This window comes from Bacillus sp. JZ109 (assembly GCF_053903135.1).
Genome location: NZ_CP096388.1, coordinates 575,008 through 599,554 on the forward strand (window position 1 = coordinate 575,008; position 24,547 = coordinate 599,554).

The 24,547-nt window shown below is 41.3% G+C and carries 29 protein-coding genes; 27 read left to right on the forward strand and 2 right to left on the reverse strand.

Annotation, left to right across the window (positions count from 1 at the left end; genetic code table 11):
* Positions 1-5 precede the first annotated feature (5 nt).
* The 6 genes from tuaD (at position 6) to M1D94_RS02975 (ending at position 6,876) form a co-directional block, all read left to right on the forward strand.
* A complete protein-coding gene (gene tuaD, locus M1D94_RS02950) occupies positions 6-1,391 on the forward strand; it encodes a UDP-glucose 6-dehydrogenase TuaD (RefSeq protein ID WP_151870021.1) in 1,386 nt (461 codons plus the stop codon).
* Between the two features lie 84 nt (positions 1,392-1,475).
* On the forward strand, positions 1,476-2,942 hold the full coding sequence (tuaE, locus tag M1D94_RS02955; protein WP_151870022.1) for a teichuronic acid biosynthesis protein TuaE: 1,467 nt from the start codon (positions 1,476-1,478) through the stop codon (positions 2,940-2,942).
* Between the two features lie 28 nt (positions 2,943-2,970).
* The gene (gene tuaF / locus M1D94_RS02960; protein ID WP_024573113.1) at positions 2,971-3,651 is read left to right on the forward strand and encodes a teichuronic acid biosynthesis protein TuaF; all 681 of its coding nucleotides are present in this window, start codon (positions 2,971-2,973) and stop codon (positions 3,649-3,651) included.
* A gap of 23 nt (positions 3,652-3,674) precedes the next feature.
* The gene (gene tuaG, locus M1D94_RS02965) at positions 3,675-4,433 is read left to right on the forward strand and encodes a teichuronic acid biosynthesis protein TuaG (protein WP_153257061.1); all 759 of its coding nucleotides are present in this window, start codon (positions 3,675-3,677) and stop codon (positions 4,431-4,433) included.
* A 28-nt stretch (positions 4,434-4,461) separates the two neighbouring features.
* Positions 4,462-5,655, forward strand: coding sequence for a teichuronic acid biosynthesis protein TuaH (tuaH, locus tag M1D94_RS02970; protein ID WP_456270518.1), 1,194 nt, complete (start codon positions 4,462-4,464; stop codon positions 5,653-5,655).
* A 144-nt stretch (positions 5,656-5,799) separates the two neighbouring features.
* Entirely contained in the window at positions 5,800-6,876 is a 1,077-nt protein-coding gene (locus tag M1D94_RS02975) for an MraY family glycosyltransferase (RefSeq protein WP_003227975.1), read from the forward strand.
* Between the two features lie 72 nt (positions 6,877-6,948).
* Here M1D94_RS02975 and tagV read toward each other — a convergent pair whose 3' ends face one another.
* Both tagV and M1D94_RS02985 read right to left on the reverse strand, forming a co-directional pair.
* The gene (tagV, locus tag M1D94_RS02980; RefSeq protein WP_015714802.1) at positions 6,949-8,124 is read right to left on the reverse strand and encodes a polyisoprenyl-teichoic acid--peptidoglycan teichoic acid transferase TagV; all 1,176 of its coding nucleotides are present in this window, start codon (positions 8,122-8,124) and stop codon (positions 6,949-6,951) included.
* Positions 8,124-8,777, reverse strand: a complete 654-nt coding sequence (locus M1D94_RS02985) for a YigZ family protein (RefSeq protein WP_003227979.1) — start codon at positions 8,775-8,777, stop codon at positions 8,124-8,126. Before M1D94_RS02985 ends, tagV begins: the two co-directional genes overlap by 1 nt.
* A 216-nt stretch (positions 8,778-8,993) precedes the next feature.
* Here M1D94_RS02985 and degS point away from each other — a divergent pair, with 216 nt between their 5' ends.
* The 21 genes from degS (at position 8,994) to hpf (ending at position 24,455) form a co-directional block, all read left to right on the forward strand.
* Positions 8,994-10,151 carry a two-component sensor histidine kinase DegS gene (gene degS, locus M1D94_RS02990; RefSeq protein ID WP_003227983.1) on the forward strand — a complete coding sequence of 386 codons (1,158 nt, stop codon included), beginning with the start codon at positions 8,994-8,996 and terminating at the stop codon, positions 10,149-10,151.
* Between the two features lie 82 nt (positions 10,152-10,233).
* Complete coding sequence (degU, locus tag M1D94_RS02995; RefSeq protein ID WP_003219701.1) at positions 10,234-10,923, forward strand: two-component system response regulator DegU; 690 nt, start codon at positions 10,234-10,236, stop codon at positions 10,921-10,923.
* Between the two features lie 97 nt (positions 10,924-11,020).
* The gene (locus M1D94_RS03000) at positions 11,021-11,866 is read left to right on the forward strand and encodes a DegV family protein (protein WP_003227986.1); all 846 of its coding nucleotides are present in this window, start codon (positions 11,021-11,023) and stop codon (positions 11,864-11,866) included.
* Positions 11,867-11,973: 107 nt separating this feature from the next.
* Positions 11,974-13,365: an ATP-dependent helicase ComFA gene (gene comFA / locus M1D94_RS03005; protein ID WP_133954007.1), complete on the forward strand. Its 1,392-nt coding sequence runs from the start codon at positions 11,974-11,976 to the stop codon at positions 13,363-13,365.
* Between the two features lie 59 nt (positions 13,366-13,424).
* Complete coding sequence (gene comFB, locus M1D94_RS03010) at positions 13,425-13,721, forward strand: late competence protein ComFB (protein WP_116315796.1); 297 nt, start codon at positions 13,425-13,427, stop codon at positions 13,719-13,721.
* Positions 13,685-14,407 (forward strand): comF operon protein ComFC, encoded by a 723-nt coding sequence (gene comFC, locus M1D94_RS03015; protein ID WP_305090688.1) that lies wholly within the window; start codon positions 13,685-13,687, stop codon positions 14,405-14,407. Before comFB ends, comFC begins: the two co-directional genes overlap by 37 nt.
* A 73-nt stretch (positions 14,408-14,480) precedes the next feature.
* Complete coding sequence (locus tag M1D94_RS03020) at positions 14,481-14,900, forward strand: TIGR03826 family flagellar region protein (protein ID WP_003227995.1); 420 nt, start codon at positions 14,481-14,483, stop codon at positions 14,898-14,900.
* A gap of 80 nt (positions 14,901-14,980) precedes the next feature.
* Positions 14,981-15,247 carry a flagellar biosynthesis anti-sigma factor FlgM gene (flgM, locus tag M1D94_RS03025; RefSeq protein ID WP_014481049.1) on the forward strand — a complete coding sequence of 89 codons (267 nt, stop codon included), beginning with the start codon at positions 14,981-14,983 and terminating at the stop codon, positions 15,245-15,247.
* A 15-nt stretch (positions 15,248-15,262) separates the two neighbouring features.
* Positions 15,263-15,745 (forward strand): flagellar protein FlgN, encoded by a 483-nt coding sequence (gene flgN / locus M1D94_RS03030; protein ID WP_014481048.1) that lies wholly within the window; start codon positions 15,263-15,265, stop codon positions 15,743-15,745.
* An 18-nt stretch (positions 15,746-15,763) separates the two neighbouring features.
* A complete protein-coding gene (flgK, locus tag M1D94_RS03035) occupies positions 15,764-17,287 on the forward strand; it encodes a flagellar hook-associated protein FlgK (RefSeq protein ID WP_046160905.1) in 1,524 nt (507 codons plus the stop codon).
* Between the two features lie 10 nt (positions 17,288-17,297).
* Positions 17,298-18,194 (forward strand): flagellar hook-associated protein FlgL, encoded by an 897-nt coding sequence (gene flgL / locus M1D94_RS03040; RefSeq protein ID WP_015714797.1) that lies wholly within the window; start codon positions 17,298-17,300, stop codon positions 18,192-18,194.
* A 46-nt stretch (positions 18,195-18,240) separates the two neighbouring features.
* Positions 18,241-18,816 (forward strand): DUF6470 family protein, encoded by a 576-nt coding sequence (locus M1D94_RS03045; RefSeq protein WP_046160904.1) that lies wholly within the window; start codon positions 18,241-18,243, stop codon positions 18,814-18,816.
* Positions 18,817-18,836: 20 nt separating this feature from the next.
* A complete protein-coding gene (fliW, locus tag M1D94_RS03050) occupies positions 18,837-19,268 on the forward strand; it encodes a flagellar assembly protein FliW (RefSeq protein WP_032726959.1) in 432 nt (143 codons plus the stop codon).
* Positions 19,262-19,486: a carbon storage regulator CsrA gene (gene csrA / locus M1D94_RS03055; protein ID WP_003219727.1), complete on the forward strand. Its 225-nt coding sequence runs from the start codon at positions 19,262-19,264 to the stop codon at positions 19,484-19,486. Before fliW ends, csrA begins: the two co-directional genes overlap by 7 nt.
* A 144-nt stretch (positions 19,487-19,630) precedes the next feature.
* The gene (gene hag / locus M1D94_RS03060) at positions 19,631-20,470 is read left to right on the forward strand and encodes a flagellin Hag (protein ID WP_120027546.1); all 840 of its coding nucleotides are present in this window, start codon (positions 19,631-19,633) and stop codon (positions 20,468-20,470) included.
* Positions 20,471-20,703: 233 nt separating this feature from the next.
* The gene (flaG, locus tag M1D94_RS03065) at positions 20,704-21,033 is read left to right on the forward strand and encodes a flagellar protein FlaG (RefSeq protein WP_021480710.1); all 330 of its coding nucleotides are present in this window, start codon (positions 20,704-20,706) and stop codon (positions 21,031-21,033) included.
* A gap of 17 nt (positions 21,034-21,050) precedes the next feature.
* On the forward strand, positions 21,051-22,547 hold the full coding sequence (locus M1D94_RS03070; protein WP_456270411.1) for a flagellar hook-associated protein 2: 1,497 nt from the start codon (positions 21,051-21,053) through the stop codon (positions 22,545-22,547).
* A 21-nt stretch (positions 22,548-22,568) separates the two neighbouring features.
* Positions 22,569-22,970, forward strand: coding sequence for a flagellar export chaperone FliS (gene fliS, locus M1D94_RS03075; protein ID WP_014481041.1), 402 nt, complete (start codon positions 22,569-22,571; stop codon positions 22,968-22,970).
* The gene (gene fliT, locus M1D94_RS03080; protein ID WP_042975227.1) at positions 22,967-23,308 is read left to right on the forward strand and encodes a flagella biosynthesis regulatory protein FliT; all 342 of its coding nucleotides are present in this window, start codon (positions 22,967-22,969) and stop codon (positions 23,306-23,308) included. Before fliS ends, fliT begins: the two co-directional genes overlap by 4 nt.
* Positions 23,309-23,317: 9 nt before the next feature.
* Positions 23,318-23,695, forward strand: coding sequence for a hypothetical protein (locus M1D94_RS03085; protein WP_003244377.1), 378 nt, complete (start codon positions 23,318-23,320; stop codon positions 23,693-23,695).
* 190 nt (positions 23,696-23,885) lie between these two features.
* Positions 23,886-24,455, forward strand: coding sequence for a ribosome hibernation promotion factor (gene hpf, locus M1D94_RS03090; RefSeq protein ID WP_003228031.1), 570 nt, complete (start codon positions 23,886-23,888; stop codon positions 24,453-24,455).
* Positions 24,456-24,547 lie beyond the last annotated feature (92 nt).

Here is a 24,547-nt window from a genome sequence, read left to right on the forward strand (position 1 = left end):
GCGCTGTGAAAAAAATAGCTGTCATTGGAACAGGTTATGTAGGACTCGTATCAGGCACTTGCTTTGCGGAGATCGGCAATAAAGTTGTTTGCTGTGATATCGATGAATCAAAAATCAGAAGTCTGAAAAATGGGGTAATCCCAATCTATGAACCAGGGCTTGCAGACTTAGTTGAAAAAAATGTGCTGGATCAGCGCTTGACCTTTACGAACGATATCCCGTCTGCCATTCGGGCCTCAGATATTATTTATATTGCAGTCGGAACGCCTATGTCCAAAACAGGTGAAGCTGATTTAACGTACGTCAAAGCGGCGGCGAAAACAATCGGTGAGCATCTTAACGGCTACAAAGTGATCGTAAATAAAAGCACAGTCCCGGTTGGAACAGGGAAACTGGTGCAATCTATCGTTCAAAAAGCCTCAAAGGGGAGATACTCATTTGATGTTGTATCTAACCCTGAATTCCTTCGGGAAGGGTCAGCGATTCATGACACGATGAATATGGAGCGTGCCGTGATTGGTTCAACAAGTCATAAAGCCGCTGCCATCATTGAGGAACTTCATCAGCCATTCCATGCTCCTGTCATTAAAACAAACCTAGAAAGTGCAGAAATGATTAAATACGCCGCGAATGCATTTCTGGCGACAAAGATTTCCTTTATCAACGATATCGCAAACATTTGTGAGCGAGTCGGCGCAGACGTTTCAAAAGTTGCTGATGGTGTTGGTCTTGACAGCCGTATCGGCAGAAAGTTCCTTAAAGCGGGTATTGGATTCGGCGGTTCATGTTTTCCAAAGGATACAACCGCGTTGCTTCAAATCGCAAAATCGGCAGGCTATCCATTCAAGCTCATCGAAGCTGTCATTGAAACGAACGAAAAGCAGCGTGTTCATATTGTAGATAAACTTTTGACTGTTATGGGAAGCGTCAAAGGGAGAACCATTTCAGTCCTGGGATTAGCCTTCAAACCGAATACGAACGATGTGAGATCCGCTCCAGCGCTTGATATTATCCCAATGCTGCAGCAGCTGGGCGCCCATGTAAAAGCATACGATCCGATTGCTATTCCTGAAGCTTCAGCGATCCTTGGCGAACAGGTCGAGTATTACACAGATGTGTATGCTGCGATGGAAGACACTGATGCATGCCTGATTTTAACGGATTGGCCGGAAGTGAAAGAAATGGAGCTTGTAAAAGTGAAAACCCTCTTAAAACAGCCAGTCATCATCGACGGCAGAAATTTATTTTCACTTGAAGAGATGCAGGCAGCCGGATACATTTATCACTCTATCGGCCGTCCCGTTGTTCGGGGAACGGAACCTTCTGACAAGTATTTTCCGGGCTTGCCGCTTGAAGAATTGGCTAAAGACTTGGGAAGCGTCAATTTATAAAAAGAAAAAGTGTTACTTGGTTGAAGCTGCCGGCTGCTAGGCTCGGCCGCCGGCTCCTGAAACATCAGGAAAGGGGTTAAACATGTGAGTATCAAACGATCAGCGGTCCATACGCTAGCGTTACTGGCCGCTGCTATATTTGGAGTCGTCCTATTGCTGGGAGCCATCCATAAAGATATAGGTTTCATGCAGATGGCTGCTGTGCTTGCGGTGTTGGCAATTGGCCTGTTTTTACTGACGCTTGCAACCGCATTTACAACAAAAGAACGGCTCTTTATGGCTGTAATCTATATTTTGATCGCCTGCACTTTTTTAAATAATGCATTTTTCGCTATTCATCTTGGATTTTTCAGTTTGTTCCTTTACCGGCTTCTGCTCATCGCAGCGGGTTGCCTTCATATTTTCGGCATGGTTCGGAATCGAACCCATATTGAAAGATGGCATGGGCTGCAAGTAAAAGGGATTTTACTCTTTTTCGCCTTTTGGTTTATATATGGCCTTGTTTCTCTGCTGTGGGCCAAGTCGGTAACAGTTGGCCTCAAGTATTTAGCCTTATTGGCAATGGGAATTTTCTTCATTTATCTTATTGTCATGTACGTGCAAAAAATGGAGCGGCTGATGATTGTTTATGCCATTTGGCTGGTGATGACGGTATTTCTGATGATCATTGGCTTTTACAATCATATCACCCACCATCATCTTGCGAGTTCCACATTGTACAGCGGACCGGAGTATAAGCAGCATTATCCGACATCGGTCTTTTTTAATCAAAATGACTTTGCGACCTTTTTATCCATCAGCTTCTTTTTTTACATCACGATGATGAAAAACATTAAGAATGGATACATCAAGGCAATTGGCCTTGTGCTCTCGCTCTGTGCGTTGTATTTAATTTTTGCCACTGGTTCAAGAGCCAGCCTTCTGGGTATTTTTGCAGGTATTGCTGTCTACATCTTCATTGTATTGCCGCCTGTTTTAAAGAAAATGGCTATATGGCTGTCGGCGGCGGGAATTGCTCTTTTCGCAGTTTTTTTCGCCAGCAAAATCTATTCAAAGTTTTGGGAGCTGTTTCTGGCTCCGCAGACGCTGCATTCATTTCATGACAGGCTTCCATCAAATGTGGCTCGGGCAAATCTGCTGAAAAACGCTTGGCATTTTTTCCTTGATTCATACGGATTCGGAGTCGGGGCAGGAAATGTATCCTATTATCTTGAGCATTATGCTGTATATGATACTGACAATGTGGCAGAGGTGCATAACTGGCTTGTTGAAATTCTTGCTAATTTTGGCTTGTTCATCATGCTGGGATATCTGTCCGTTTATGCCTACCTCATATGGGTGCTTTACAAGTTTTATGAAAGAAAATTAGAAAATCAGTCAAAACTGATCACAGAAGGACTTATTACCGCTATGGTCAGTTTCCTGGTATCAAGTATCAGCCCAAGCTCTGTTTCAAATTTATTTTTCCATTGGGTGTTTATGGCGCTCGTCATCGCCGCCGTGAATGTGTTAAGGCGATCCAGACAAATGCCTGAGCCGATGTACAGATAAACAGACTACAAAAAGCAGGGAGACTTATATGAACGATATATTGATAAGAATAGCCCGTCGCATAAAAAAAAATATCATTTGGATCATAGCGGTGCCAATTATATTAGGTGCGGCGGGGTATATCCTGCCGTCACAGATCGCTGATCAAAAGAGCTATACAGCTGAAGATACTTTGGCTGTGGGGAGCTATGATCATCCGGTTTATAACAGCACAGAAGAGATTCCGCTTCTGCTTAAGAGCGACTCTTTTTTGAAGGAGGCGCTTCCTGATGAAAAGGATGAAGATGTAGCAGAGATCAAAGAGAAGCTTACCATCAAAACGGAATCCAAATCGTTACTGACTTTAAGCTATAGCGACGAGGATAAGGATAGAACGGAATCTGTCTTAAACGCCATATCCTCCACCTTCCTCAAAAATGATCAAAAGCTGTATGCAGAAAGAGAAGCCGTTATCCGCAGCAGCATAGACGCGCTTGAAGGCGAGTCGGTGAGCGAGGATTCCAAAGTGGATAAAGAGAGATTTTTATATGAGCTCAAAAACACACAGCTTAACCTGAAAGCGGCCAGTATTACTGATTCCGAAACCGTAAGTGAGACAGCAGGCGGGGGAATGTCTCCGAAAAAGAAAGCAGTTCTCGGCGTTATGATTGGCCTTACGATTGCCTTTATGTTCGTTGTCATTCCTGAATTTTTCAGAGAATCCTTTTAAAATCATACGATGGAGATGTGATCATGACCAATTGGAAACCTCTCGTATCTGTCATTACACCTTCCTATAATGCGCGTGACTATATTGAAGACACGGTTCATTCGGTATTAGATCAGAGCCATCCTCATTGGGAAATGATTATCGTGGATGATTGCTCAACGGATGGGACCCGCGACATTTTACAGCAGTATGAAAAAATAGACGAAAGAATTCATGTGGTGTATTTGGAAGAGAACTCCGGAGCTGCGGTTGCTCGCAACAAAGCGTTGGAACGCGCTCAAGGGCGCTACGTAGCATTTTTGGACAGTGATGACAAATGGAAAAAAGACAAACTGGAAAAGCAGCTTGAGTTTATGATGGAGCGCTCCTGTGCGTTTTCTTTCACGGGCTACAGCTTAATGGCGCAGGACGGGACCCCACTCGATAAATTTATTCATGCGCCGGAAAGCCTGACGTACGATGACGCCCTGAAAAATACAATTATCGGCTGCTTGACGGTGATGATTGACAGGGAGCAAACGGGACAGATCCAAATGCCGAATATCAGAACGAGACAGGACTTAGCCACATGGCTGTCTCTTTTAAAAAAAGGATTTACTGCCTATGGAATGAATGAATGCCTGGCTGAATATCGGCTTGTCAATAACTCAATTTCCAGCAACAAATGGAAGGCTGCGAAAAAAACGTGGTTTGTCTACAGGGAGATCGAACGGCTTCATTTTATAAAAGCAACATGGTGTTTTGTTCAATATGCAAAAAACGCGGTGAAAAAAAGATTATAGCCGCAAACAGAGAGAAAAGGTGATGAAGGTGGAAACAAAAGAAGCAATCATTCATGTCATCGTTGCCACTGCTGAATGGGGAAAAGACCAATTGAGATACAGAAGGCACCGGCTGGCAGAATTTTTAGCTGCTCAGGAGGAAACGAAGGAAGTTATTTGGGTATGTCCGGCTCCGCGTGTCCAAGGGAAAGAGTTTCAGGAAGTCCATTCTGGCATCAGGCAATTCGCTGTCAAAGACCTGCTGCAGAAAAAAATGTTTCGTTTCGGACGATATACAGATGTCTTTTACAGACATAAGCTCTCCCCATTACTCGATGAGCTTACATCTGCTTCTGCAAACGGTGAACGCTGCTGTTTATGGTACACGTTTCCGGGATTCCCGCTGCTGTCTTCGCTGTATCCTTGGGATCAGGTCATTTATGACTGCAGTGACTTATGGGCGGCGCCGATCAGCGGCCGATCAAATCTGCTGTCTGAATTCCGGCGAAAAGTCATTAAATCGGCAGAGCTGAGAATTATACAACGAGCAGATTCAATAACCTGTTCATCAGATTATCTTCACAAGGAAGTAGACAAAAAACTGACTGCAGGACGAGAAAAGGTTCATACTGTGGAAAACGGTGTGGAGTATGAGCTGTTTTCTGCACATAAACAAGCTACCGATCGCAGTATACTGCAGGGGAGAGAAGGAACGGTGTTAGGCTTTATTGGCGGGATTAAACCGAAGCTCGATTTTAAAATGATTAAAGAAGCGGCACTGCAAAAGCCTGATTGGATATTTTTATGGGTTGGCCCGGATGCCACCAATGGTGATGTTTCGTTTCAAGAGCTGCTGAGGCTTCCAAATGTCATATGGACCGGCCCGGCAGATCCGAAAGAAGTTCCGCATTTTATGGAGCTTATCGACATTGGCATCATGCCATATAAACAATCACCGTATAATCAAGCTGTGTTTCCGCTGAAACTATTTGAATTTTTAGCGGCAGGAAAACCTGTCGTCGGCTCTAATCTCCCGTCAACCTCAAAAATGCAAAAGCCGTATGTATACGAATATGTAGAAGGTGATCATCCAATTGATTTTATAGCAGCTTGTGAAAAAGTTCTCGGACAAAACGGAGACGAAACCTATAAAGAAATGCGCCGAAACATCGCCCGGACACAAGATTGGAATTGCTTATTTAGACAAATTATGAAATATACAGGGATTCAAAAACATGCGTAGTCCTATAAATTGGGATGCGCGTTTTTTGATTATACGTGTTTCTTTTTGATGAAGCTTGTTATAATAACTAAGGAGAAGGTATAATGGAAGGAACGGTTCTCTATATAAATAAAGACTTCATTTAATTCCAAAGGAGACTTCTTTATGCTTGACGAACGCATGATTCGCATTGTTGTTGCGTTTATTGTCTCGCTGCTGACAGTTTTAATCATAACCCCAATCGTAAAAAGGATTGCGATTAAAATAGGTGCAGTTGACCAGCCCAGCAATCGAAAAGTACATGACAAAATCATGCCCCGTATGGGCGGGCTGGCCATATTTATCGGGGTGGTTGCAGGCGTGCTTGCATCCGGTATTTACACAGAAACAAGGATGACGGCAATTACAGTCGGAGCATTCATCATTATTGTGTTAGGTATTCTTGACGATAAATATCAATTAAGTGCAAAAGTTAAGTTTTTGATTCAATTAGGTGTAGCCATAATGATTGTAAGCACTGGCTTAAAAATGGACTTTTTCTCAGTACCTTTTTTAACAGAACGGTTTGAGTTAGGATGGATGGCTTATCCGCTGACGGTATTATGGATTGTCGGCATCACGAACGCAATTAACCTGATTGATGGATTGGATGGCCTTGCTGCCGGTCTTTCTGTTATCGGCCTGTCAACGATCGCTGTCATGGCGCTATCCGGCGGAAAAGTGCTCATTCTGTCACTCTCATTAGTGGTTATTGCCAGCACGCTGGGGTTTTTGTTTTACAACTTCCACCCGGCAAAAATCTTTATGGGAGATACGGGATCACTTTTTTTAGGGTATAGTATTTCGATTCTTTCATTATTAGGCCTGTATAAAAGTGTCACATTGTTCAGTATCGTTATCCCGATTATTATATTAGGCGTACCGATTTTTGATACAACATTTGCTATCATCAGGAGAATATTAAACAAACAGCCGATTTCAGCGCCTGATAAGTCGCATATTCACCATAGATTGATGGCCTTTGGCCTTTCACATCGGATGTCGGTCTTAGTTATTTATTTAATTGGATTTATTTTCAGTATCAGTGCGATAGTACTTAAAAGTGCCACAATTTGGCTTTCTTTGTTTATTATCTTCATTTTAATTATTTTTATGCAAATCATAGCAGAAGTGACAGGACTCGTGAATGAAAAATTTAAGCCGTTTACAAAGTTTTATAAACGGCTGGTGAAAAGGAATTAAAAATTCCGGCTTATGTGCCGGAGTTTTTTTCTGCGCAAAAATGCCCGATCCTCTAAAAGGACCGGGCATTTTTTAATAGGATGAATCAGTTGTTGAATTCGTTGTACTGTTGTTTGAGCTTGTGCTGCTGTCATTCGAATAGCTGTTTCCGCTCGTCGTCCCGTCAGTTGTTGTGCCAGTGCTGCCAGAACTGCTTGAGCTGTCAGTCCCGTCTGTTGCATTTCCGGTACCGGAAATGCCAGTGCTTGTATCAGGAGTATAATCTAAATGCTCTTGAAGCGTTTTTCTGACTTTCTCGAGATTTGTAGCATCAGGTTCAAAGTAATATGTGTTGTTAGGCCCTAAATACAAATCAGAACCTGTAATGCTCAATGTGTCGATTTTTTTGCTGGTAAAGCCGCTGTAAATCTGCTGAAGCGCTAAACCTTCAGTAATGCGAATATTGGTTTCAACGTTTTCGCTGGCTTTTTCTGCGATTTTATCAATTTTAGCAATGTTGCTTGCACTTGACATTCGGTCAATCAGCGCGTTTAAGATTTGTTTTTGTCTGTCATTACGGCCAAAGTCTCCGCGTTTATCCTGTTTTCTCATCCGGGCATATGCCAAGGCTTCTTCGCCGTTCAAATGCATCTCGCCTTTTTTGAAGTAAATCCGTTTGCTTTCGTCTACATCACTTTTTTCATCGAAATCGAAAGGCACGTCTACATCAATACCGCCGACTTCATTAATCACATCTTTAAATCCGTCAAAATCAACTGTGACATATTTATCAATCGGGATTTGCAAGAAGTTTTCAACAGTTTCAACTGTCTCATCTTTACCGCCTTTGCTGTAAGCGGCATTGATCTTCGTCTTGCTTCCCGTTGTGTCACCAGCTAATTGCACACGTGTGTCACGCGGAATGCTCAGCATTTTCATGGTTTTATTTTTGGGATCCAGGGTAACAACAATAAGAGAGTCTGATCTCCCTTTTTGTCCTTTAGTCGCGTAATCCTCTATTCCCATAAATAAAATAGAAAACGGTTTTTTCTTCATGTCTACAACTTCGTTGCGAAGATTTGATTTATTCCCGCGGGATAGGGCATCGTACGATTCATCCGCAGCGTTAATTGTTTTATAAAGTTTATACCCGCCAAGCCCTACAACTACCAATAGTGCAAGGGCGAACAATAACATAATTCTTTTTAAAATTTTCCTGCGTTTGCTCTTTTTCTTTTTTCGCACACGCACTCTAACGCGTTCAGCCATTATTCAGTCTCCTTTATGTGATTGACGGCTTTTTCAAGATACGTCAACTCTCCCTCTTTAATATCACTCTTTCCATTTGTCAGTTCTGTCATCCATTCAGAAAAAGCGTTTGTTTCTTTTTCTTCGACGTATGTTTCGAATTCAACATTTTCTGAATAATGGATTTCCTTTAACAGAAATTGTGACTCCCTTAATTCATTTTCAATCTTGCCAAGCCATGTGTAATCTGCAGAAGTATGCATGATTCGCATAAGCTTCCGTTCTACAACACCTATATGATTTAATCCTTCAGACACTGATTTCCCATAAGCGCGAATTAATCCGCCAGCACCAAGCTTAATGCCTCCGAAGTAGCGTGTAACGACGGCGCAAGTATCCTTCAGCCTGCGTTTTTTTAAAACCTCGAGCATCGGCACTCCCGCTGTACCGCTTGGTTCCCCGTCATCATTGGCTTTTTGGATATGATCATTCTCGCCAATAACATAAGCCGAGCAATTATGAGTCGCATTCCAGTGCTGTTTCTTTATTTTCTGTATAAATTCCTGTGCCTCTTGTTCGGTAGAAACACGGCTTAAATGACAGATAAAACGCGATTTTTCTATAACAATCTCGTGTTCTCCTGCTTCTTTCACAGTAAAATAGCTGTGCAGCATGCTAGCTGACCCTCCTGCTAAGCATAAAAGACTGCCTATACAAATTCGTACAGTCTTTAGAATTTTTGTGCGTATTTTGGTATCATAAAGAGTAGATAGTATATAAAAATGTTTTTTTCTAGAATATACGCATTCTTTCATTATAATTCGACATAATTTGCAGATCAATTACATTTATAATAAAAATATATGACAACGCCGTGACGGAGGGAAATTATGAATAAAACAAAGATGGATTCCAAAGTGCTGGATTCTATTTTGATGAAGATGCTGAAAACCGTTGACGGGAGCAAGGACGAAGTTTTTCAAATCGGTGAGCAGTCACGCCAGCAGTATGAACAGCTGGTTGAAGAACTGAAACAAATTAAACAGCAGGTGTATGAAGTGATCGAGCTTGGCGATAAACTTGAAGTGCAAACCCGCCATGCGAGAAACCGTTTATCCGAGGTCAGCCGTAATTTTCATAGATTCAGTGAAGAGGAAATCCGCAATGCTTATGAAAAAGCCCATAAGCTGCAGGTAGAATTGACGATGATCCAGCAGCGTGAGAAGCAATTGCGCGAACGGCGGGACGATTTGGAGCGCAGATTGCTAGGGCTTCAGGAAATCATTGAGCGGTCAGAATCATTAGTAAGCCAAATTACAGTTGTGCTCAACTACTTGAATCAGGATTTGCGCGAAGTTGGACTGCTTCTTGCTGATGCTCAGGCAAAACAGGATTTCGGCTTAAGAATTATTGAGGCGCAGGAAGAAGAGCGAAAAAGAGTCTCAAGAGAAATCCATGACGGACCAGCTCAAATGCTGGCGAATGTTATGATGAGATCGGAATTAATCGAGCGGATTTTCCGTGACCGGGGCGCAGAGGACGGATTCCAAGAAATTAAAAATCTACGCCAAAATGTTCGGAATGCCCTTTACGAAGTGAGAAGGATTATATATGATTTAAGACCGATGGCCCTTGATGACCTAGGCCTGATTCCAACTTTAAGAAAATATCTATATACAACCGAGGAATATAACGGGAAGGTCAAAATACATTTTCAGTGCATTGGAGAAACAGAGGATCAGAGGCTAGCGCCTCAGTTTGAGGTTGCGCTCTTCAGGCTCGCACAGGAAGCTGTGTCTAATGCGCTAAAGCATTCTGAATCTGAAGAAATTACAGTCAAAGTTGAGATCACAAAGGATTTTGTGATTTTAATGATAAAAGATAACGGTAAAGGGTTCGACCTGAAGGAAGCGAAAGAGAAGAAAAACAAATCATTCGGCTTGCTGGGCATGAAAGAAAGAGTAGATTTATTGGAAGGAACGATGACAATAGATTCGAAAATAGGTCTTGGGACATTTATTATGATTAAGGTTCCGTTATCTCTTTGACTATGATTTGTAAAATAGAGCCAAAAGGCATATTGACCGAATGCTAGAGTATATAGAACAATAATACAAGGAGGCGTGGCTTGTGACTAAAGTAAACATTGTTATTATCGACGACCATCAGTTATTTCGTGAAGGTGTTAAACGGATATTGGATTTTGAACCTACCTTTGAAGTGGTAGCCGAAGGTGATGACGGAGACGAAGCGGCTCGTATTGTTGAGCACTATCATCCTGATGTTGTGATCATGGATATCAATATGCCAAACGTAAATGGTGTGGAAGCTACAAAACAGCTTGTAGAGCTGTATCCTGAATCTAAAGTAATTATTCTATCAATTCACGATGACGAAAATTATGTAACACATGCCCTGAAAACAGGTGCAAGAGGTTATCTGCTGAAAGAGATGGATGCTGATACATTAATTGAAGCGGTTAAAGTAGTGGCTGAGGGCGGATCTTACCTTCATCCGAAGGTTACTCACAACCTCGTTAACGAATTCCGCCGCCTTGCAACAAGCGGAGTTTCTGCACACCCTCAACATGAGGTTTACCCTGAAATCCGCAGACCATTACATATTTTAACTAGGCGGGAATGTGAAGTGCTGCAGATGCTTGCAGACGGAAAAAGCAACCGCGGAATTGGTGAATCATTGTTTATCAGTGAGAAAACCGTTAAAAACCATGTCAGCAATATTTTACAAAAAATGAATGTAAACGACCGGACGCAAGCCGTTGTGGTCGCCATTAAAAATGGCTGGGTAGAAATGAGATAGTATAATAGGAGACTTGCCTTTTTCTAGGCAGGTCTTTTTTTAGGCTGCCGTTTCCCTTACAATAGAGTTATAAAGCAATAAGGCAGGTATCGAAGCTATGAATATTGCAGTCGTAACAGACAGCACGGCATATATTCCGAAAGAAATGCGTGAACAACATCAGATACATATGATCCCTCTCCAGGTTGTTTTTGGGGAGGAGACTTACCGTGAAGAAATTGAGTTGGACTGGAAAAGCTTTTACGAAGAAGTGAAAAAGCATAATGAGCTCCCGACGACTTCTCAGCCGCCAATCGGCGAGTTGGTTGCGCTATATGAAGAGCTTGGCAAGTCTTATGATGCGGTTATCAGTATCCATCTTTCCAGCGGGATCAGCGGAACATTCAGCAGTGCAGCAGCGGCTGATTCGATGGTCGACAATATTGATGTGTATCCATTTGACTCAGAGATCAGTTGCTTGGCTCAAGGCTTTTATGCCCTTAAAGCTGCTGAATTAATCAAAAACGGAGCATCATCGCCGGAAGATATTATAAAAGAACTGGAAGAAATGAAAAAAACAGTTCGTGCTTATTTTATGGTAGATGACTTAGCTCATCTTCAGCGCGGCGGGCGATTAAGCAGCGCCCAAGCCTTCATTGGTAGTCTTCTAAAGGTAAAGCCTATCCTTCATTTTGACAATAAGGTAATTGTGCCTTTTGAGAAGATTCGCACACGTAAAAAAGCAATTTCGCGAATTTATGAGCTTTTAGACGAAGATGCGAGTAAAGGGTTGCCTATGCGAGCTGCTGTTATCCACGCTAATCGAGAGGAAGAAGCAGCGAAAATCATTGAAGAGCTTTCTGCAAAATATCCTCATGTTGAATTTTATAACAGCTATTTTGGCGCGGTAATCGGCACTCATTTGGGTGAAGGTGCGTTAGGAATTTGCTGGTGTTTTAAATAATGTAAAATCTCCGTTTTTAGAGCGGAGATTTTTTTTATATTCTTATTTTAATAGTTGGACAGAAAATATTCATTCAGGCATACTGTCTCGAAAGGAGGCGGTGCTATGTGAATGTGCCAGTTGAAAAAAACAGTTCCTTTTCTAGAGAATTGCAGCAGACGCTTCGAAGCCGTCATTTGCTCAGGACTGAGCTCTCATTTTCCGATGAGATGATTGAATGGCATATCAAGAATGGATATATCACTGCTGAAAATTCTATATCCATAAATAAACGGGGATATAGATGTAATAGGTGCGGCCAAACTGATCAGCGATATTTTTCTTTTTATCACTCATCTGGAAAGAATAAGCTGTATTGCCGTTCCTGTGTCATGATGGGCAGAGTGAGTGAGGAGGTTCCTTTATATTCATGGGAAGAGGAAAATGCACCAAACTGGAAGTCAATTAAACTGACATGGGACGGCAAGCTTTCAAGCGGACAGCAAAAAGCCGCCAATGTTTTAATTGAAGCAATATCAAAAAAAGAAGAGCTCCTCATCTGGGCGGTTTGCGGCGCTGGCAAAACAGAAATGCTGTTTCCTGGTATAGAATCAGCGTTAAATCAAGGACTGCGTGTATGTATTGCAACACCTCGCACCGATGTTGTATTAGAGCTTGCTCCAAGGCTCAAGGCTGCCTTTCAGGGTGCTGAAATTTCAGCGCTTTACGGAGGAAGCGATGACAAAGGGCGGCTATCTCCGCTTATGATTTCCACTACGCATCAGCTTTTGCGATATAAAGATGCAATCGATGTTATGATCATTGATGAAGTTGACGCTTTTCCATATTCTGCTGATCAAACCCTTCAATTCGCTGTTCAAAAAGCAAGAAAGAAAAACAGCACCCTCGTTTATTTAAGTGCAACACCTCCTAAAGAATTAAAAAGAAAAGCACTGAACGGACAGTTACATTCAGTTCGCATCCCCGCAAGACACCACCGGAAACCTTTACCCGAACCGCGCTTTGTATGGTGTGGAAACTGGAAGAAGAAATTAAACCGAAATAAAATTCCGCCAGCGGTGAAAAGATGGATAGAGTTTCATGTAAAAGAAGGGAGGCCTGTTTTTTTATTCGTTCCTTCCGTTTCTATTCTGGAAAAGGCTGCTGCGTGCTTTAGAGGTGTTCATTGCCGAACCGCATCTGTGCACGCGGAAGACAAGCATAGAAAGGAGAAAGTGCAGCAATTCAGAGATGGTCAGCTCGATCTATTAATCACAACAACAATACTGGAAAGAGGCGTCACAGTCCCCAAGGTGCAAACGGGTGTACTAGGAGCGGAATCACCTATCTTTACGGAAAGCGCACTTGTTCAAATTGCAGGAAGAACCGGCCGGCATAAAGAATATGCGGACGGCGATGTCATTTTCTTTCACTTCGGCAAAACAAAGAGTATGCTCGATGCAAGAAAGCATATAAAAGAAATGAATGAATTGGCAGCAAAAGTTGAATGTACAGACTAGCCATTATTTGAAAACGTGGTACAGTATACTCATATAACCGATGATGAGGAGCTGTAAAAATGCTTGTCAATTCAAAAGAAATCGTAATGAAAGAACTGCTCGACCGATATATGGACCAGCTTCATATGGCCTGTACTTGCCAAGTATGCCAGAACGATGTATTGGCACTTTCTTTAAACAAAGTGAGTCCATCCTACGTTACTGATCTTAAAAAGATCGCATATACGAAAGCTGAGCTGGTAGATAAACAAAAAAACACAGCAATGCTTGTCATTTTGGCTGAATCTGCTGCAGTAGTTTCAGAGAGTCCAAGCGATTTATGTCACACGAAGCAGGAGGAGGTATTCATAAACTGATCTGTTTATTATGTGATTCGCAATTTTCTCAAGATGTTACATGGAGAGCCCTTTTTTTACTAAAGCCTGATGAAAAGGTTTGTTATTCTTGCAGAAGCAAATTAAAGAAAATCACAGGACATATCTGCCCCCTGTGCGGCAGACCTCAATCTGTTCATGCCGTATGCAGGGATTGCGAGGTGTGGAGAACAAGGATCAGAGACAGTTTGCTATTGCGTCAGAACCGTTCAGTTTACACATATAATGATATGATGAAAGAAACGCTCTCCCGTTTTAAATTTAGAGGAGATGCAGAAATCATAAATGCATTTAAAAGTGATTTTTCTTCAACCTTTTCTAAGGTTTACCCCGATAAGCATTTTGTTCTTGTACCTATTCCGCTGAGCAAGGAACGGGAAGAAGAGCGCGGATTTAACCAGGCACAGCTCTTGGCAGAATGTTTAGACCGGCCTTCCCACCATCCCCTCATTCGCCTGAATAATGAGAAACAGTCAAAGAAAAAGAAAACAGAACGCCTGCTGTCAGAGCGCATTTTTGATACAAAAAATAATTCAGCAGAAGGTATGGATATCATTTTAATAGACGATCTTTATACAACAGGCGCCACCTTGCACTTCGCAGCCCGCTGTTTATTAGAAAAAGGAAAAGCCGCTTCAGTGTCATCTTTTACCTTGATCAGAAGCTAAATGATTCTGTTTTTATGCCGATATAATCACTAGAAATTGACACAGGCATATTATCTAATAAGGAGAAAAAAAGATGGGAGAACTGGCTAATTGTCCGAAATGCAATGCTTTATTTTTAAAAACAAAGCTGCAAACCGTATGTCAGGCGTGTATTAAGGAAGAAGAAAAATCATTTGAGACTGTCTATAAATTTTTAAGAAAACAGGAAAACCGGCAATCAACTTTGAGCCGGATAACTGAGGAAACAGGTGTGGAAGAAGAGCTGATATTGAAATTCATCAGGCAGAAGCGAATTCAGATCACTCATCTTCCTAATTTGGCATACCCTTGTGAAAGGTGCGGGACATCGATTAGAGAAGGCAAGTTCTGCAAGGCTTGCCAGTCCGATATTAAGGATCAAATGGATCATTTGAACCACGAGGATGCTCTGAAAATCGAGAAAGAAAATAGTAAAAAAGACACATACTATGCCTATAATACCAAAAACAGCTGATTCCCTAAACTAACTGAAAACGCAGTCGATAAAAGGGTTAAGATTGTTTAAAGACTGCAACGGAAAGCGAGAGGAATCCTATGAAAATCAATCAATTTGGAACACAATCCGTTAATCCATATCAAAAAAATTATGATAAGCAAGCGGTGCAAAAAACTGCTGCACAGCCTCAAGATAAAATTGAAATTTCATCACAGGCTAAAGAAATGCAACATGCATCCGACGCAGTCACTGGTTCACGACAGGAAAAAATTGCGCAGCTTAAAGCGCAAATTGAAAACGGGTCATACAAAGTAGACGCAAATCATATCGCGAAAAATATAATTAATTTTTATAAAAAGCAATAAAAAAGGAGAAAGCCCATGTCAGCGAAGGCAATTATTGAACAATTGAAGCGACTTTGCGTTCTGCATGAGCACCTGCTCACGCTGTCTGAAGAAAAGACGGAAGCGCTCAAAGCCGGCAAAACAAAAGAGCTTTCTAACATTTTGACAAAAGAGCAAAAATATATTCAAGCAATCACGCAGACAGAAGATGACCGGATCAAAACAACTTCGGCCTTTCTCGGATATAGCGAAAATAATACTATTTCCGCATGTATCGCCAAAACCTCAGGCAGTGAAAAGGAAGAGCTGGAACAATTATACGAATCTCTTTCTCAAGTTCTCGGACGTCTGAAAAAAGTAAATGAGATGAATAGGCAGCTGACAAGAGACGCGCTGCAATTCATCTCTATTTCGTACGATATGCTGGTTCCTAAGGAAAATAACTTCAATTACAGCAAATCAATTAAAGCTGAGCTGCCGAAAAGCAGCCAAATGAAACTGTTTGATTCAAAAGCTTAGCAGAAAGGAATTCAGAAAATGACATCTACCTTTATGGGGCTTGAAACTGCAAGGCGGGCGTTAAGCGCTCAGCAGGCAGCGTTAAGCACTACTGCAAATAACGTGGCAAATGCCAATACTGATGGTTATACAAGACAGCGGGTCTCATTGGAGGCAACTGACTATTTCCCTGCTGTATCTAAAAATGCAGAAAAAACAGCGGGACAAATGGGTACGGGCGTTCAAGGAAAATCAGTTGAGAGAATAAGAGATATCTTTCTTGACTACCAATACCGTCTTCAAAACAACAGTGCCGGATACTATGACACGAAGGCAAAAGCGCTGTCCCAAATGGAAGGCGTTTTAAATGAAACGGATGACAGCGGCTTGAACAGTGTGCTCAATTCGTTTTGGAATTCCCTGCAGGAATTATCGAATAATACAAATGAAGAAAGTGCACGTTCTGTTGTTGCTCGAAAAGGACAAGCTGTAGCTGAAACGTTTAATTATATTTCTGAATCACTTACAAATGTCCAATCGAATTTAAAAGCAGAGCTAAATACAACTGTGTTGGATGTCAATTCTCTGCTTTCTCAATTAAACAGTTTAAATAAGCAAATTGCACAAGTAGAGCCGGTCGGGCTTCTTCCGAATGGTTTATATGACCAGCGAGATTTGCTGATCGATAAATTATCCTCAATGGTTGATATCAAAGTCAACTACAACAAATCAGGTGGGAATGCACTTGCATCTGCTGAAGGAACTGTATCAATTGAAATCCTTGATAAAAATAAACAGTCGCTAGGAACTGTTTTGGACGGTAAAAATTACGAGGTTTCAGAACTTGCAGCCAACTATGATAATGAAACTGGGTTAGTATCAAGTATTTCAATCGGGGATACAGCTGTGCAGGCGGAGTCCTTTAGCAGCAAGGGATCCCTTTTAGGATTTATAGAGTCTTATGGGTATATAACAGCAGATGGCCAAGAAAAGGGCGTATACCCGGAAATGCTTTCTGATCTTGACAATATGGCGCTTGAATTCGCGAAAGCTTTCAATGAAGTGCACAGAAATGGTGTGACCAAGAGCGGTGAACAAGGCGGAGACTTTTTTGATTTTACTGGCGGTGAAACTGAACCTGCCAAGGGCGCGGCGGGCAAGATCAAAGTGGCTGACAGCATAATAGATTCAAAAGGCGCAAACATTGCTTTCTCACTGACTGGCGCAGCCAACGATAACGCAAATGCTACAAAATTAGCAAATGTTTTAACCGGTAAAATAACTATTAACGGTAAAGAAACTAGTGTTTTAGATTATTATGCGGGTCTGATTGGCGAGCTAGGGATCGAAGCTCAAGAGGCTAATCGACTGGCGTCTAATACAGAAACACAGCTGAATGATGCTGACATAAACCGTCAGCAAATGAGCGCAGTTTCTTTAGACGAAGAAATGACGAATATGATTCAATTCCAACACGCATACAATGCAGCTGCAAGAATGGTGACTTTACAAGACGAATTACTTGATAAAGTGATCAACGGCATGGGTGTTGGAGGAAGGTAGGTAGAGTCACATGAGAGTAACACAAGGCATGATACAGCAAAACTCACTGAGATATATCGGTTCGAGCTACTCGAAGCTGGATAAACTCCAGTCGCAGATTTCTTCAGGGAAAAAAATCTCAAAAGCTTCCGACGATCCTGTAGTAGCAATGAAAAGCTTAAAGTATAATACGCAACTGTCTCAAGTGCAGCAGTACAAAAGCAATGCTTCTCAAGCCTTTACCTGGCTCGAAAACACAGAAACAAACATTACAGAAGGAATTGACATCCTGTCAAAGGTCAGAGAATTAGCGGTTGAAGCTCAAAATGATACAAACGGCGAGTCGGAGCGGCAAGCGATTGGCGTAGAGGTAAAGCAGTTAAAGGAACAGCTTTTAAATATTGCGAATACACAAGTGAACGGCAGATATATCTTTAATGGCACAAATTCAGATAAGCCTCCGGTTACAGATAACGGAGACGGAACTTATACAATTTCTGATACAGCTGATGTCGTAGTCAATATATCAAATAATATGTCATTGAAAGTGAATTCAGATCCAAAGTCAGCTTTTGGAGGCACTTCTGAAAGCGGGCAGAATGTATTTGAAATGCTTGATTCTTTTGAGAAAGCACTAAATTCTGGTTCGCTAGATGGCATGGACAGTGTTTTAGATGATATTGATCATTTTTCTGACGGCATGAGCGCTGAACGATCTGATCTTGGAGCGAGATATAATCGTCTTGAACTGGTTAATACAAGACTATCAGCGCAAGAAGAAACAGCTACTAAAGTGTTATCAGACAATGAAGATGTAGAACTGGAAGAAGTAATAACTGAATTTATTGCGCAGCAAAGCGTTCACAGGGCTACTCTGGCTGTTAATGCGCAAATTGTTCAGCCTACATTGATTGACTTTTTAAAGTAAGCGGCTCTTAGGAGTTCGCTTTTTTTATAGTTCAGGAGGTAGAGTGATGCAGATTCCCAGATTGATTATGCATAGTGTTCAAGGAAAAATTGGTTTAACAACGACGCCTGCCAGCTTAAAAATGGAGCAGCCTCAAGCTGATCTAGAGATCGAACAGCCGAGTGCGGAAATGGAAATATCGGTGACATCTGGAAAACTCACGATTGACCAGACACAAGCATGGGAAGAATTAGACAGAAAGCATGTTTTCAAGAGAATTGAAGAAGCCGCCCAACAAGGGCATGAGAATGTAATGGAGGGAATAGCACGCACTGCAGAAGAAGGCGACGAGCTTATGAGGATTGAAAATAAGGGGAACCCAATCGCTTCACAAGCAAGGAGGAACTCTGAAATGCACCAAATTCAATTAGGCGAAAATTATGCTCCTTCTCTATCTAGGGTGAAAATACAATATACTCCGTCACAGCTTGATGTTCAGATTACGCCGCGAAAGCCTGTTATTCAGGCTGAGCCGCATAAGCCAATTGTTGAATATACGCCAGGAAATGTTAAGGTTGACATGCTCCAATACCCTGATTTAAATATAGATGTAGAATACCCGAAAGAATCACCCGAAAAGTAAAAAGAAAAGGATCGTGAAAAATGATCATTCATACGAAGTACCATGGCCAAATGAACATAAAAGAAGAACAAATCATTCTTTTTGAAAGCGGGATTCCAGGCTTTTTAGAAGAAAAACAGTTCGTCATACTTCCGCTTTCAGAAGACTCCCCATTCGTGGCACTGCAGTCCGTCACTTCAGAAAATCTTGCGTTTATCGTTGTAAGTCCGTTTATCTTTTTTAAGAATTATGAATTTGACCTTGATGAATCAACTGCTGAACTTTTGGATATCGATAATATTCAAGACGTAGAAGTCATGACAATATTGACTATGGCAGAGCCATTTGAAAATTCTACTGCGAATTTATTGGCCCCCATTATTGTGAATCGCAAGAACATGATGGCTAAGCAAGTCGTTTTACACGACTCCTCATATACGACAAAGCATCCGATTGGAGGAGAATCATGCTAGTTTTATCGCGGAAAATAAACGAAGCGATTCAAATAGGTGCTGATATTGAAGTGAAAGTGATTGCGGTTGAGGGGGATCAAGTGAAGCTTGGAATTGACGCCCCAAAGCATATTGATATTCACAGGAAAGAAATCTACTTGACCATTCAGGAAGAAAATAACCGTGCGGCAGCCTTATCCAGCGATGTGATCTCCGCATTATCCTCACAAAAAAAGTGAGGATTTTTTTATTTTTGTATTAACAAAATCAGAGACAATCCGATATTAATGATGTAGCCGGGAGGAGGCGAAAAAGACTCCGCCAGTTACAAAAATAAGGGCACAAGGACGTGCCTTAACAACATATTCAGGGAGGAAATAAAAATGAGAATTAACCACAATATCGCAGCGCTTAACACACTGAACCGTTTGTCTTCAAACAACGGTGCATCACAAAAAAACATGGAGAAACTTTCTTCAGGTCTTCGTATCAACCGTGCGGGAGATGACGCAGCAGGTCTTGCGATCTCTGAAAAAATGAGAGGACAAATCAGAGGTCTTGATATGGCTTCTAAAAACTCTCAAGACGGAATCTCTCTTATCCAAACAGCTGAGGGTGCATTGACTGAAACTCACTCAATTCTTCAACGTGTTCGTGAGTTAACTGTTCAAGCGGGTAACACTGGTACTCAAGATGCAACGACAGACCTTCAAGCCATTCAAGATGAAATTGATAACCTTCTTGATGAGGTAGATGGAATTTCTCAACGTACAGCTTTTAACGGTAAAAACCTTCTTGATGGTACGCAGACAAATGGATTCACTTTCCAAATCGGTGCCAACAAAGGTCAACAATTAACAGTTAACATTGGGGATATGAGTACTGCTGCTACAGGTCTTGACATGTTAAAAGCAGATTACAAAGTAACAACAGCTACGGCAGCTAACACAGATGCGCTTTTAACTAAAGTAGATTCTGCAATTAACAAAGTATCTTCTGAGCGTGGTAAACTTGGTGCGGTACAAAACCGTCTAGAGCACACAATCAACAACTTAAGCGCTTCTGGTGAAAACTTGACAGCTGCTGAGTCTCGTATCCGTGACGTTGACATGGCTAAAGAAATGAGTGAGTTCACAAAGAACAACATTCTTTCTCAGGCTTCTCAAGCGATGCTTGCTCAAGCAAACCAACAGCCGCAAAACGTACTTCAATTATTACGTTAATTTTAAAAAAGACCTTGGCAACGCCAAGGTCTTTTATTTAATGTTTCTAGCTCCGAATACTTCCCCCTTGCTGTCACTAACTCGTGATATAATAACCGGATTCTCCACTAACTTTTTATAAATGTATTTCCAAACAAGAAATCTAAAACAGAAGATTTTTTTCCAAAAATATGTGTAATCTTATCTCGATTTAGTCGATATAAACGATAGATTGGGGCATAGGGGATGATCAATTGAACATTGAAAGGCTCACTACGTTACAACCTGTTTGGGATCGTTATGATACTCAAATACATAATCAGAAAGATAATGATAACGAGGTTCCTGTTCATCAAGTTTCATATACCAATCTTGCTGAAATGGTGGGGGAAATGAACAAGCTTTTGGAACCTTCGCAAGTTCACCTGAAGTTTGAGCTTCATGAGAAGTTAAATGAATACTATGTAAAAGTAATAGAGGACTCTACAAATGAAGTGATCCGCGAAATTCCACCAAAACGGTGGCTTGATTTTTATGCGGCTATGACTGAATTTCTCGGGTTATTTGTAGATGAAAAAAAGTAGAATAGGAGTGGTTTGAGATGGTCACAAGAATAACAGGTCTGGCATCAGGAATGGATATAGATGATATTGTATCAAAGCTGATGCAGACAGAAAGAGCGCCGCTTGATAAGCTGAAGCAAAAAAAGCAGACTCTTGAATGGCAGCGTGACAGCTATCGTGAAGTCAATACAAAAATAAAAGAATTGCAAGATTATATGTCTAAAAATACGTTGACATATCCTAGCACGTATCAGAGCAAAACTGTGACAAGCTCTAATGAGTCTGTGTTAACTGCTACAGGAAGCGCAAGTGCACCAAACTCTTCTTCTACTGTTGAAGTGGCGAGCTTGGCAACCGCAGCAACGTATAAGGCAAACAATTATACGGATTATACACAAGGCGATTATAATTTGGCATTTAACGTTGTTGCGCCTGGTGAGACAACGGCAAAAACAGTGAACATCAGTGTGACGAGCGCCGATACGATTGATAATGTGATTTCTAAACTTAACAGTTCAGATCTAGGAGTATCAGCTTTTAAAGATAAAATTTGGAATGGTACAGAGTACGTAGAAACCATTGCGTTTTCTTCTAAAGCAACAGGTGCAGGGGGCAGTATACAGGCAGCAGACTCTGCTACAGCTGACTTTATGTCCGGTCAGCTTGGTTTTTCTTTGGATGCTGATAATAAGCTCACTGCTTACAAAGAAGGCACAAATGCCAAAGTCACAATTAACGGCTTTGAAATGGAGAAGCTGACAAACAATTTCACGGTGAATGGTGTTACTTACTCGATTAAAAATACAACTGCAGCCACAGGTCCTGTTACCACATCTGTTTCTACTGATGTTGACGGGATTTATAATCAAATCAAAGAGTTTGTAGATAAATACAATGAAATGGTTGACAGCCTGAATGAAAAGCTGAAAGAAGAAAAATACCGAGACTATACTCCGTTGACAAGTGAACAAAAAGAAGCCATGTCCGATAAAGAGGTAGAGCTCTGGGAGGAGAAGGCAAAAAGCGGATTGCTTAGAAATGATTCCAGCATCAGCACCGGCACGAACCAAATGCGGACTGACTTTTATACTCAAGTTAATGCGGATGGGAAAACCTATCAATTGACAGAATTCGGCATAACAACCTCAAGTACTTACCAAATGCGGGGACATTTAGAGATTAATGAAGACAAACTGAAAGCCAAAATACAAGAAGATCCGCAAAGTGTTGCCGCTTTATTTACAAGTGGATCGAACAGCAGCGCCTATAGTGATAAAGGGATTATGAAACGCATCGGTGACACCCTGAAAAGTACGGTGAAAAGCATTGAAGCAAAAGCCGGCAACTCGACAATGGGAACCAATGATTATTCAATCGGTAAAAATTTAAATACGATCAGCACTGATATTACCAAAATGCAGGACCGGTTAACCACAATAGAAAACCGCTATTATTCAAAATTCAGTGCAATGGATTCTGCGATTCAAAAAATGAACGAACAAGCGTCCTATTTATCACAGCTTCTTGTACAATAAATGTAATTTGGAGGATGACACATGGCGATCCAAAATCCTTATACAGCCTATCAGCAAAATTCAGTGAATACGGCTACACCCGGTGAACTGACGCTTATGCTGTATAATGGCTGTTTGAAATTTATAAGACTTGCCTCTCAGGCCATCGAGAATGATGATATGGAACGTAAAAATGAGAATCTGATTAAAGCGCAAAATATTATTCAGGAATTAAATTTTACACTTAACCGTAACATAGAGCTTTCCGCTTCCATGGGTGCGATGTACGATTATATGTATCGAAGATTGGTACAGGCAAATATCAAAAATGATACGGGCATGCTGGCTGAGGTTGAAGGCTATGTAACAGATTTTCGCGATGCTTGGAAACAGGCCATTCAAAGTGAGCGGAAGGACCGGCACGGATCAGGCGGGATCGCATGAATAATATAGATCAACTATACACTGAGACGAAGAGTATGCTGTCACACATACAAAATACGCCGGAAAGCGATGAACTTTTAAAACAAATTGAAGACTTTGTGGCTACACGGTCTGAACTGATTCAGGAGATATCTCTGCCGCTTTCAGAAGAAGAGCGAAAGCAGATGAAGCTTGTGCTGACATGGGATCAGCTTATTGTGAAGGAAATGGAACGACTGAAGCAGTCAATCGCAGCAGAACTTCAGCAGATGAAAAGAAAACGTGTGATGCATACGACGTATTTAAATCCTTATAACAACATTACGATTGACGGCACATATTATGACAAGCGTAAATAGGTGAGTGCCTTGAAGAGCATTGAAGATTATACGCTTTTATCAGCTTATTATCATCTTCTTTTTACCATTGAAGAAGGGTTGTGTTATTTGATAGAGGCTGAAGAGAATTTATCAAAAACAGAAGGGGATCGGATCTACCAAGATCTGATCCAAGCCTTTTTTTATTTGGATTCAACACATTCAACACTTCTCTTCATTATGGATTCGCGGTGTGCTGAAATTTGTGTGAAAGCATTTGACCAAATTTTTGCGGAGTTTGATCAATTGGTCTCTTTCTCTTTTCCCTCTCATGAGTTCTGTGAGTATTTAAAGGAACATTTTCTGATTCATTATAGAAAATGGATGCTGTCTATTCATCAATGTATGGAACCCTTTTTAATCAATTAGGCGTGTGTGAGGTATTTGTTTCGTTCAATCAGCATATACATATACCTCCGAACCGCCAATAACAGAGCAAATACAAACAAAATTCGACAAAGTTCACTGAATTTTCACAAAAGATTTATGTTTCAGCAGGAATTGTAAAGGGTAAAAGAGAAATAGATACATATCCTTAATAAAAGGGAGGCGTTCTTTGATGAACTATAACATCAGAGGAGAAAATATTGAAGTGACACCCGCGTTAAAGGATCATGTCGAGAGGAAGATCGGCAAGCTGGAGCGCTATTTTGACCATAGCGTGGATGCTGATGTGAACGTCAACTTGAAGTTTTACAATGACAAGGAGTCTAAGGTTGAGGTTACGATTCCGATGACAGATCTGGCGCTTCGGTCCGAGGTGCATAACGAGGATATGTACAACGCAATTGATCTCGCAACAAACAAACTGGAACGTCAAATCCGTAAGCATAAAACGAAAGTAAACCGTAAATTCCGTGAGCAGGGCTCTCCAAAATATTTATTGGCAAACGGTCTTGGCTCTGATACAGATATTGCGGTTCAGGATGACATAGAAGAGGAGGAGAGCTTGGATATCGTCCGTCAGAAACGCTTTAATTTAAAGCCGATGGATAGTGAAGAAGCGATCCTGCAAATGAATATGCTCGGCCATAATTTCTTTGTTTTCACAAATGCGGAAACAAACCTTACAAATGTCGTGTACCGCAGAAATGACGGGAAATATGGCTTAATTGAACCGACTGAATAATGAAGAGAAGCCTTCCGTGATGTCCGCGGAAGGTTTTTGTTTTTCTTATTTGCAAATTCTTTGGAAATAACAAAAGGTATGATATGATAATG

Coding starts and splice junctions, on each gene's coding strand:
- M1D94_RS03045 (WP_046160904.1), top strand. CDS start 18,241: ATGCAGATTCCCAGATTGATTATGCATAGTGTTCAAGGAAAAATTGGT.
- M1D94_RS02975 (WP_003227975.1), top strand. CDS start 5,800: ATGCTTGACGAACGCATGATTCGCATTGTTGTTGCGTTTATTGTCTCG.
- degS (WP_003227983.1), top strand. CDS start 8,994: ATGAATAAAACAAAGATGGATTCCAAAGTGCTGGATTCTATTTTGATG.
- flgM (WP_014481049.1), top strand. CDS start 14,981: ATGAAAATCAATCAATTTGGAACACAATCCGTTAATCCATATCAAAAA.
- hag (WP_120027546.1), top strand. CDS start 19,631: ATGAGAATTAACCACAATATCGCAGCGCTTAACACACTGAACCGTTTG.
- fliT (WP_042975227.1), top strand. CDS start 22,967: ATGAATAATATAGATCAACTATACACTGAGACGAAGAGTATGCTGTCA.
- flgN (WP_014481048.1), top strand. CDS start 15,263: ATGTCAGCGAAGGCAATTATTGAACAATTGAAGCGACTTTGCGTTCTG.
- M1D94_RS03020 (WP_003227995.1), top strand. CDS start 14,481: ATGGGAGAACTGGCTAATTGTCCGAAATGCAATGCTTTATTTTTAAAA.
- M1D94_RS02985 (WP_003227979.1), bottom strand. CDS start 8,777: ATGCTGCACAGCTATTTTACTGTGAAAGAAGCAGGAGAACACGAGATT.
- comFC (WP_305090688.1), top strand. CDS start 13,685: ATGTCACACGAAGCAGGAGGAGGTATTCATAAACTGATCTGTTTATTA.
- tagV (WP_015714802.1), bottom strand. CDS start 8,124: ATGGCTGAACGCGTTAGAGTGCGTGTGCGAAAAAAGAAAAAGAGCAAA.
- hpf (WP_003228031.1), top strand. CDS start 23,886: ATGAACTATAACATCAGAGGAGAAAATATTGAAGTGACACCCGCGTTA.
- M1D94_RS03070 (WP_456270411.1), top strand. CDS start 21,051: ATGGTCACAAGAATAACAGGTCTGGCATCAGGAATGGATATAGATGAT.
- flgL (WP_015714797.1), top strand. CDS start 17,298: ATGAGAGTAACACAAGGCATGATACAGCAAAACTCACTGAGATATATC.
- flgK (WP_046160905.1), top strand. CDS start 15,764: ATGACATCTACCTTTATGGGGCTTGAAACTGCAAGGCGGGCGTTAAGC.
- tuaG (WP_153257061.1), top strand. CDS start 3,675: ATGACCAATTGGAAACCTCTCGTATCTGTCATTACACCTTCCTATAAT.
- tuaF (WP_024573113.1), top strand. CDS start 2,971: ATGAACGATATATTGATAAGAATAGCCCGTCGCATAAAAAAAAATATC.
- comFB (WP_116315796.1), top strand. CDS start 13,425: ATGCTTGTCAATTCAAAAGAAATCGTAATGAAAGAACTGCTCGACCGA.
- M1D94_RS03000 (WP_003227986.1), top strand. CDS start 11,021: ATGAATATTGCAGTCGTAACAGACAGCACGGCATATATTCCGAAAGAA.
- fliW (WP_032726959.1), top strand. CDS start 18,837: ATGATCATTCATACGAAGTACCATGGCCAAATGAACATAAAAGAAGAA.
- csrA (WP_003219727.1), top strand. CDS start 19,262: ATGCTAGTTTTATCGCGGAAAATAAACGAAGCGATTCAAATAGGTGCT.
- fliS (WP_014481041.1), top strand. CDS start 22,569: ATGGCGATCCAAAATCCTTATACAGCCTATCAGCAAAATTCAGTGAAT.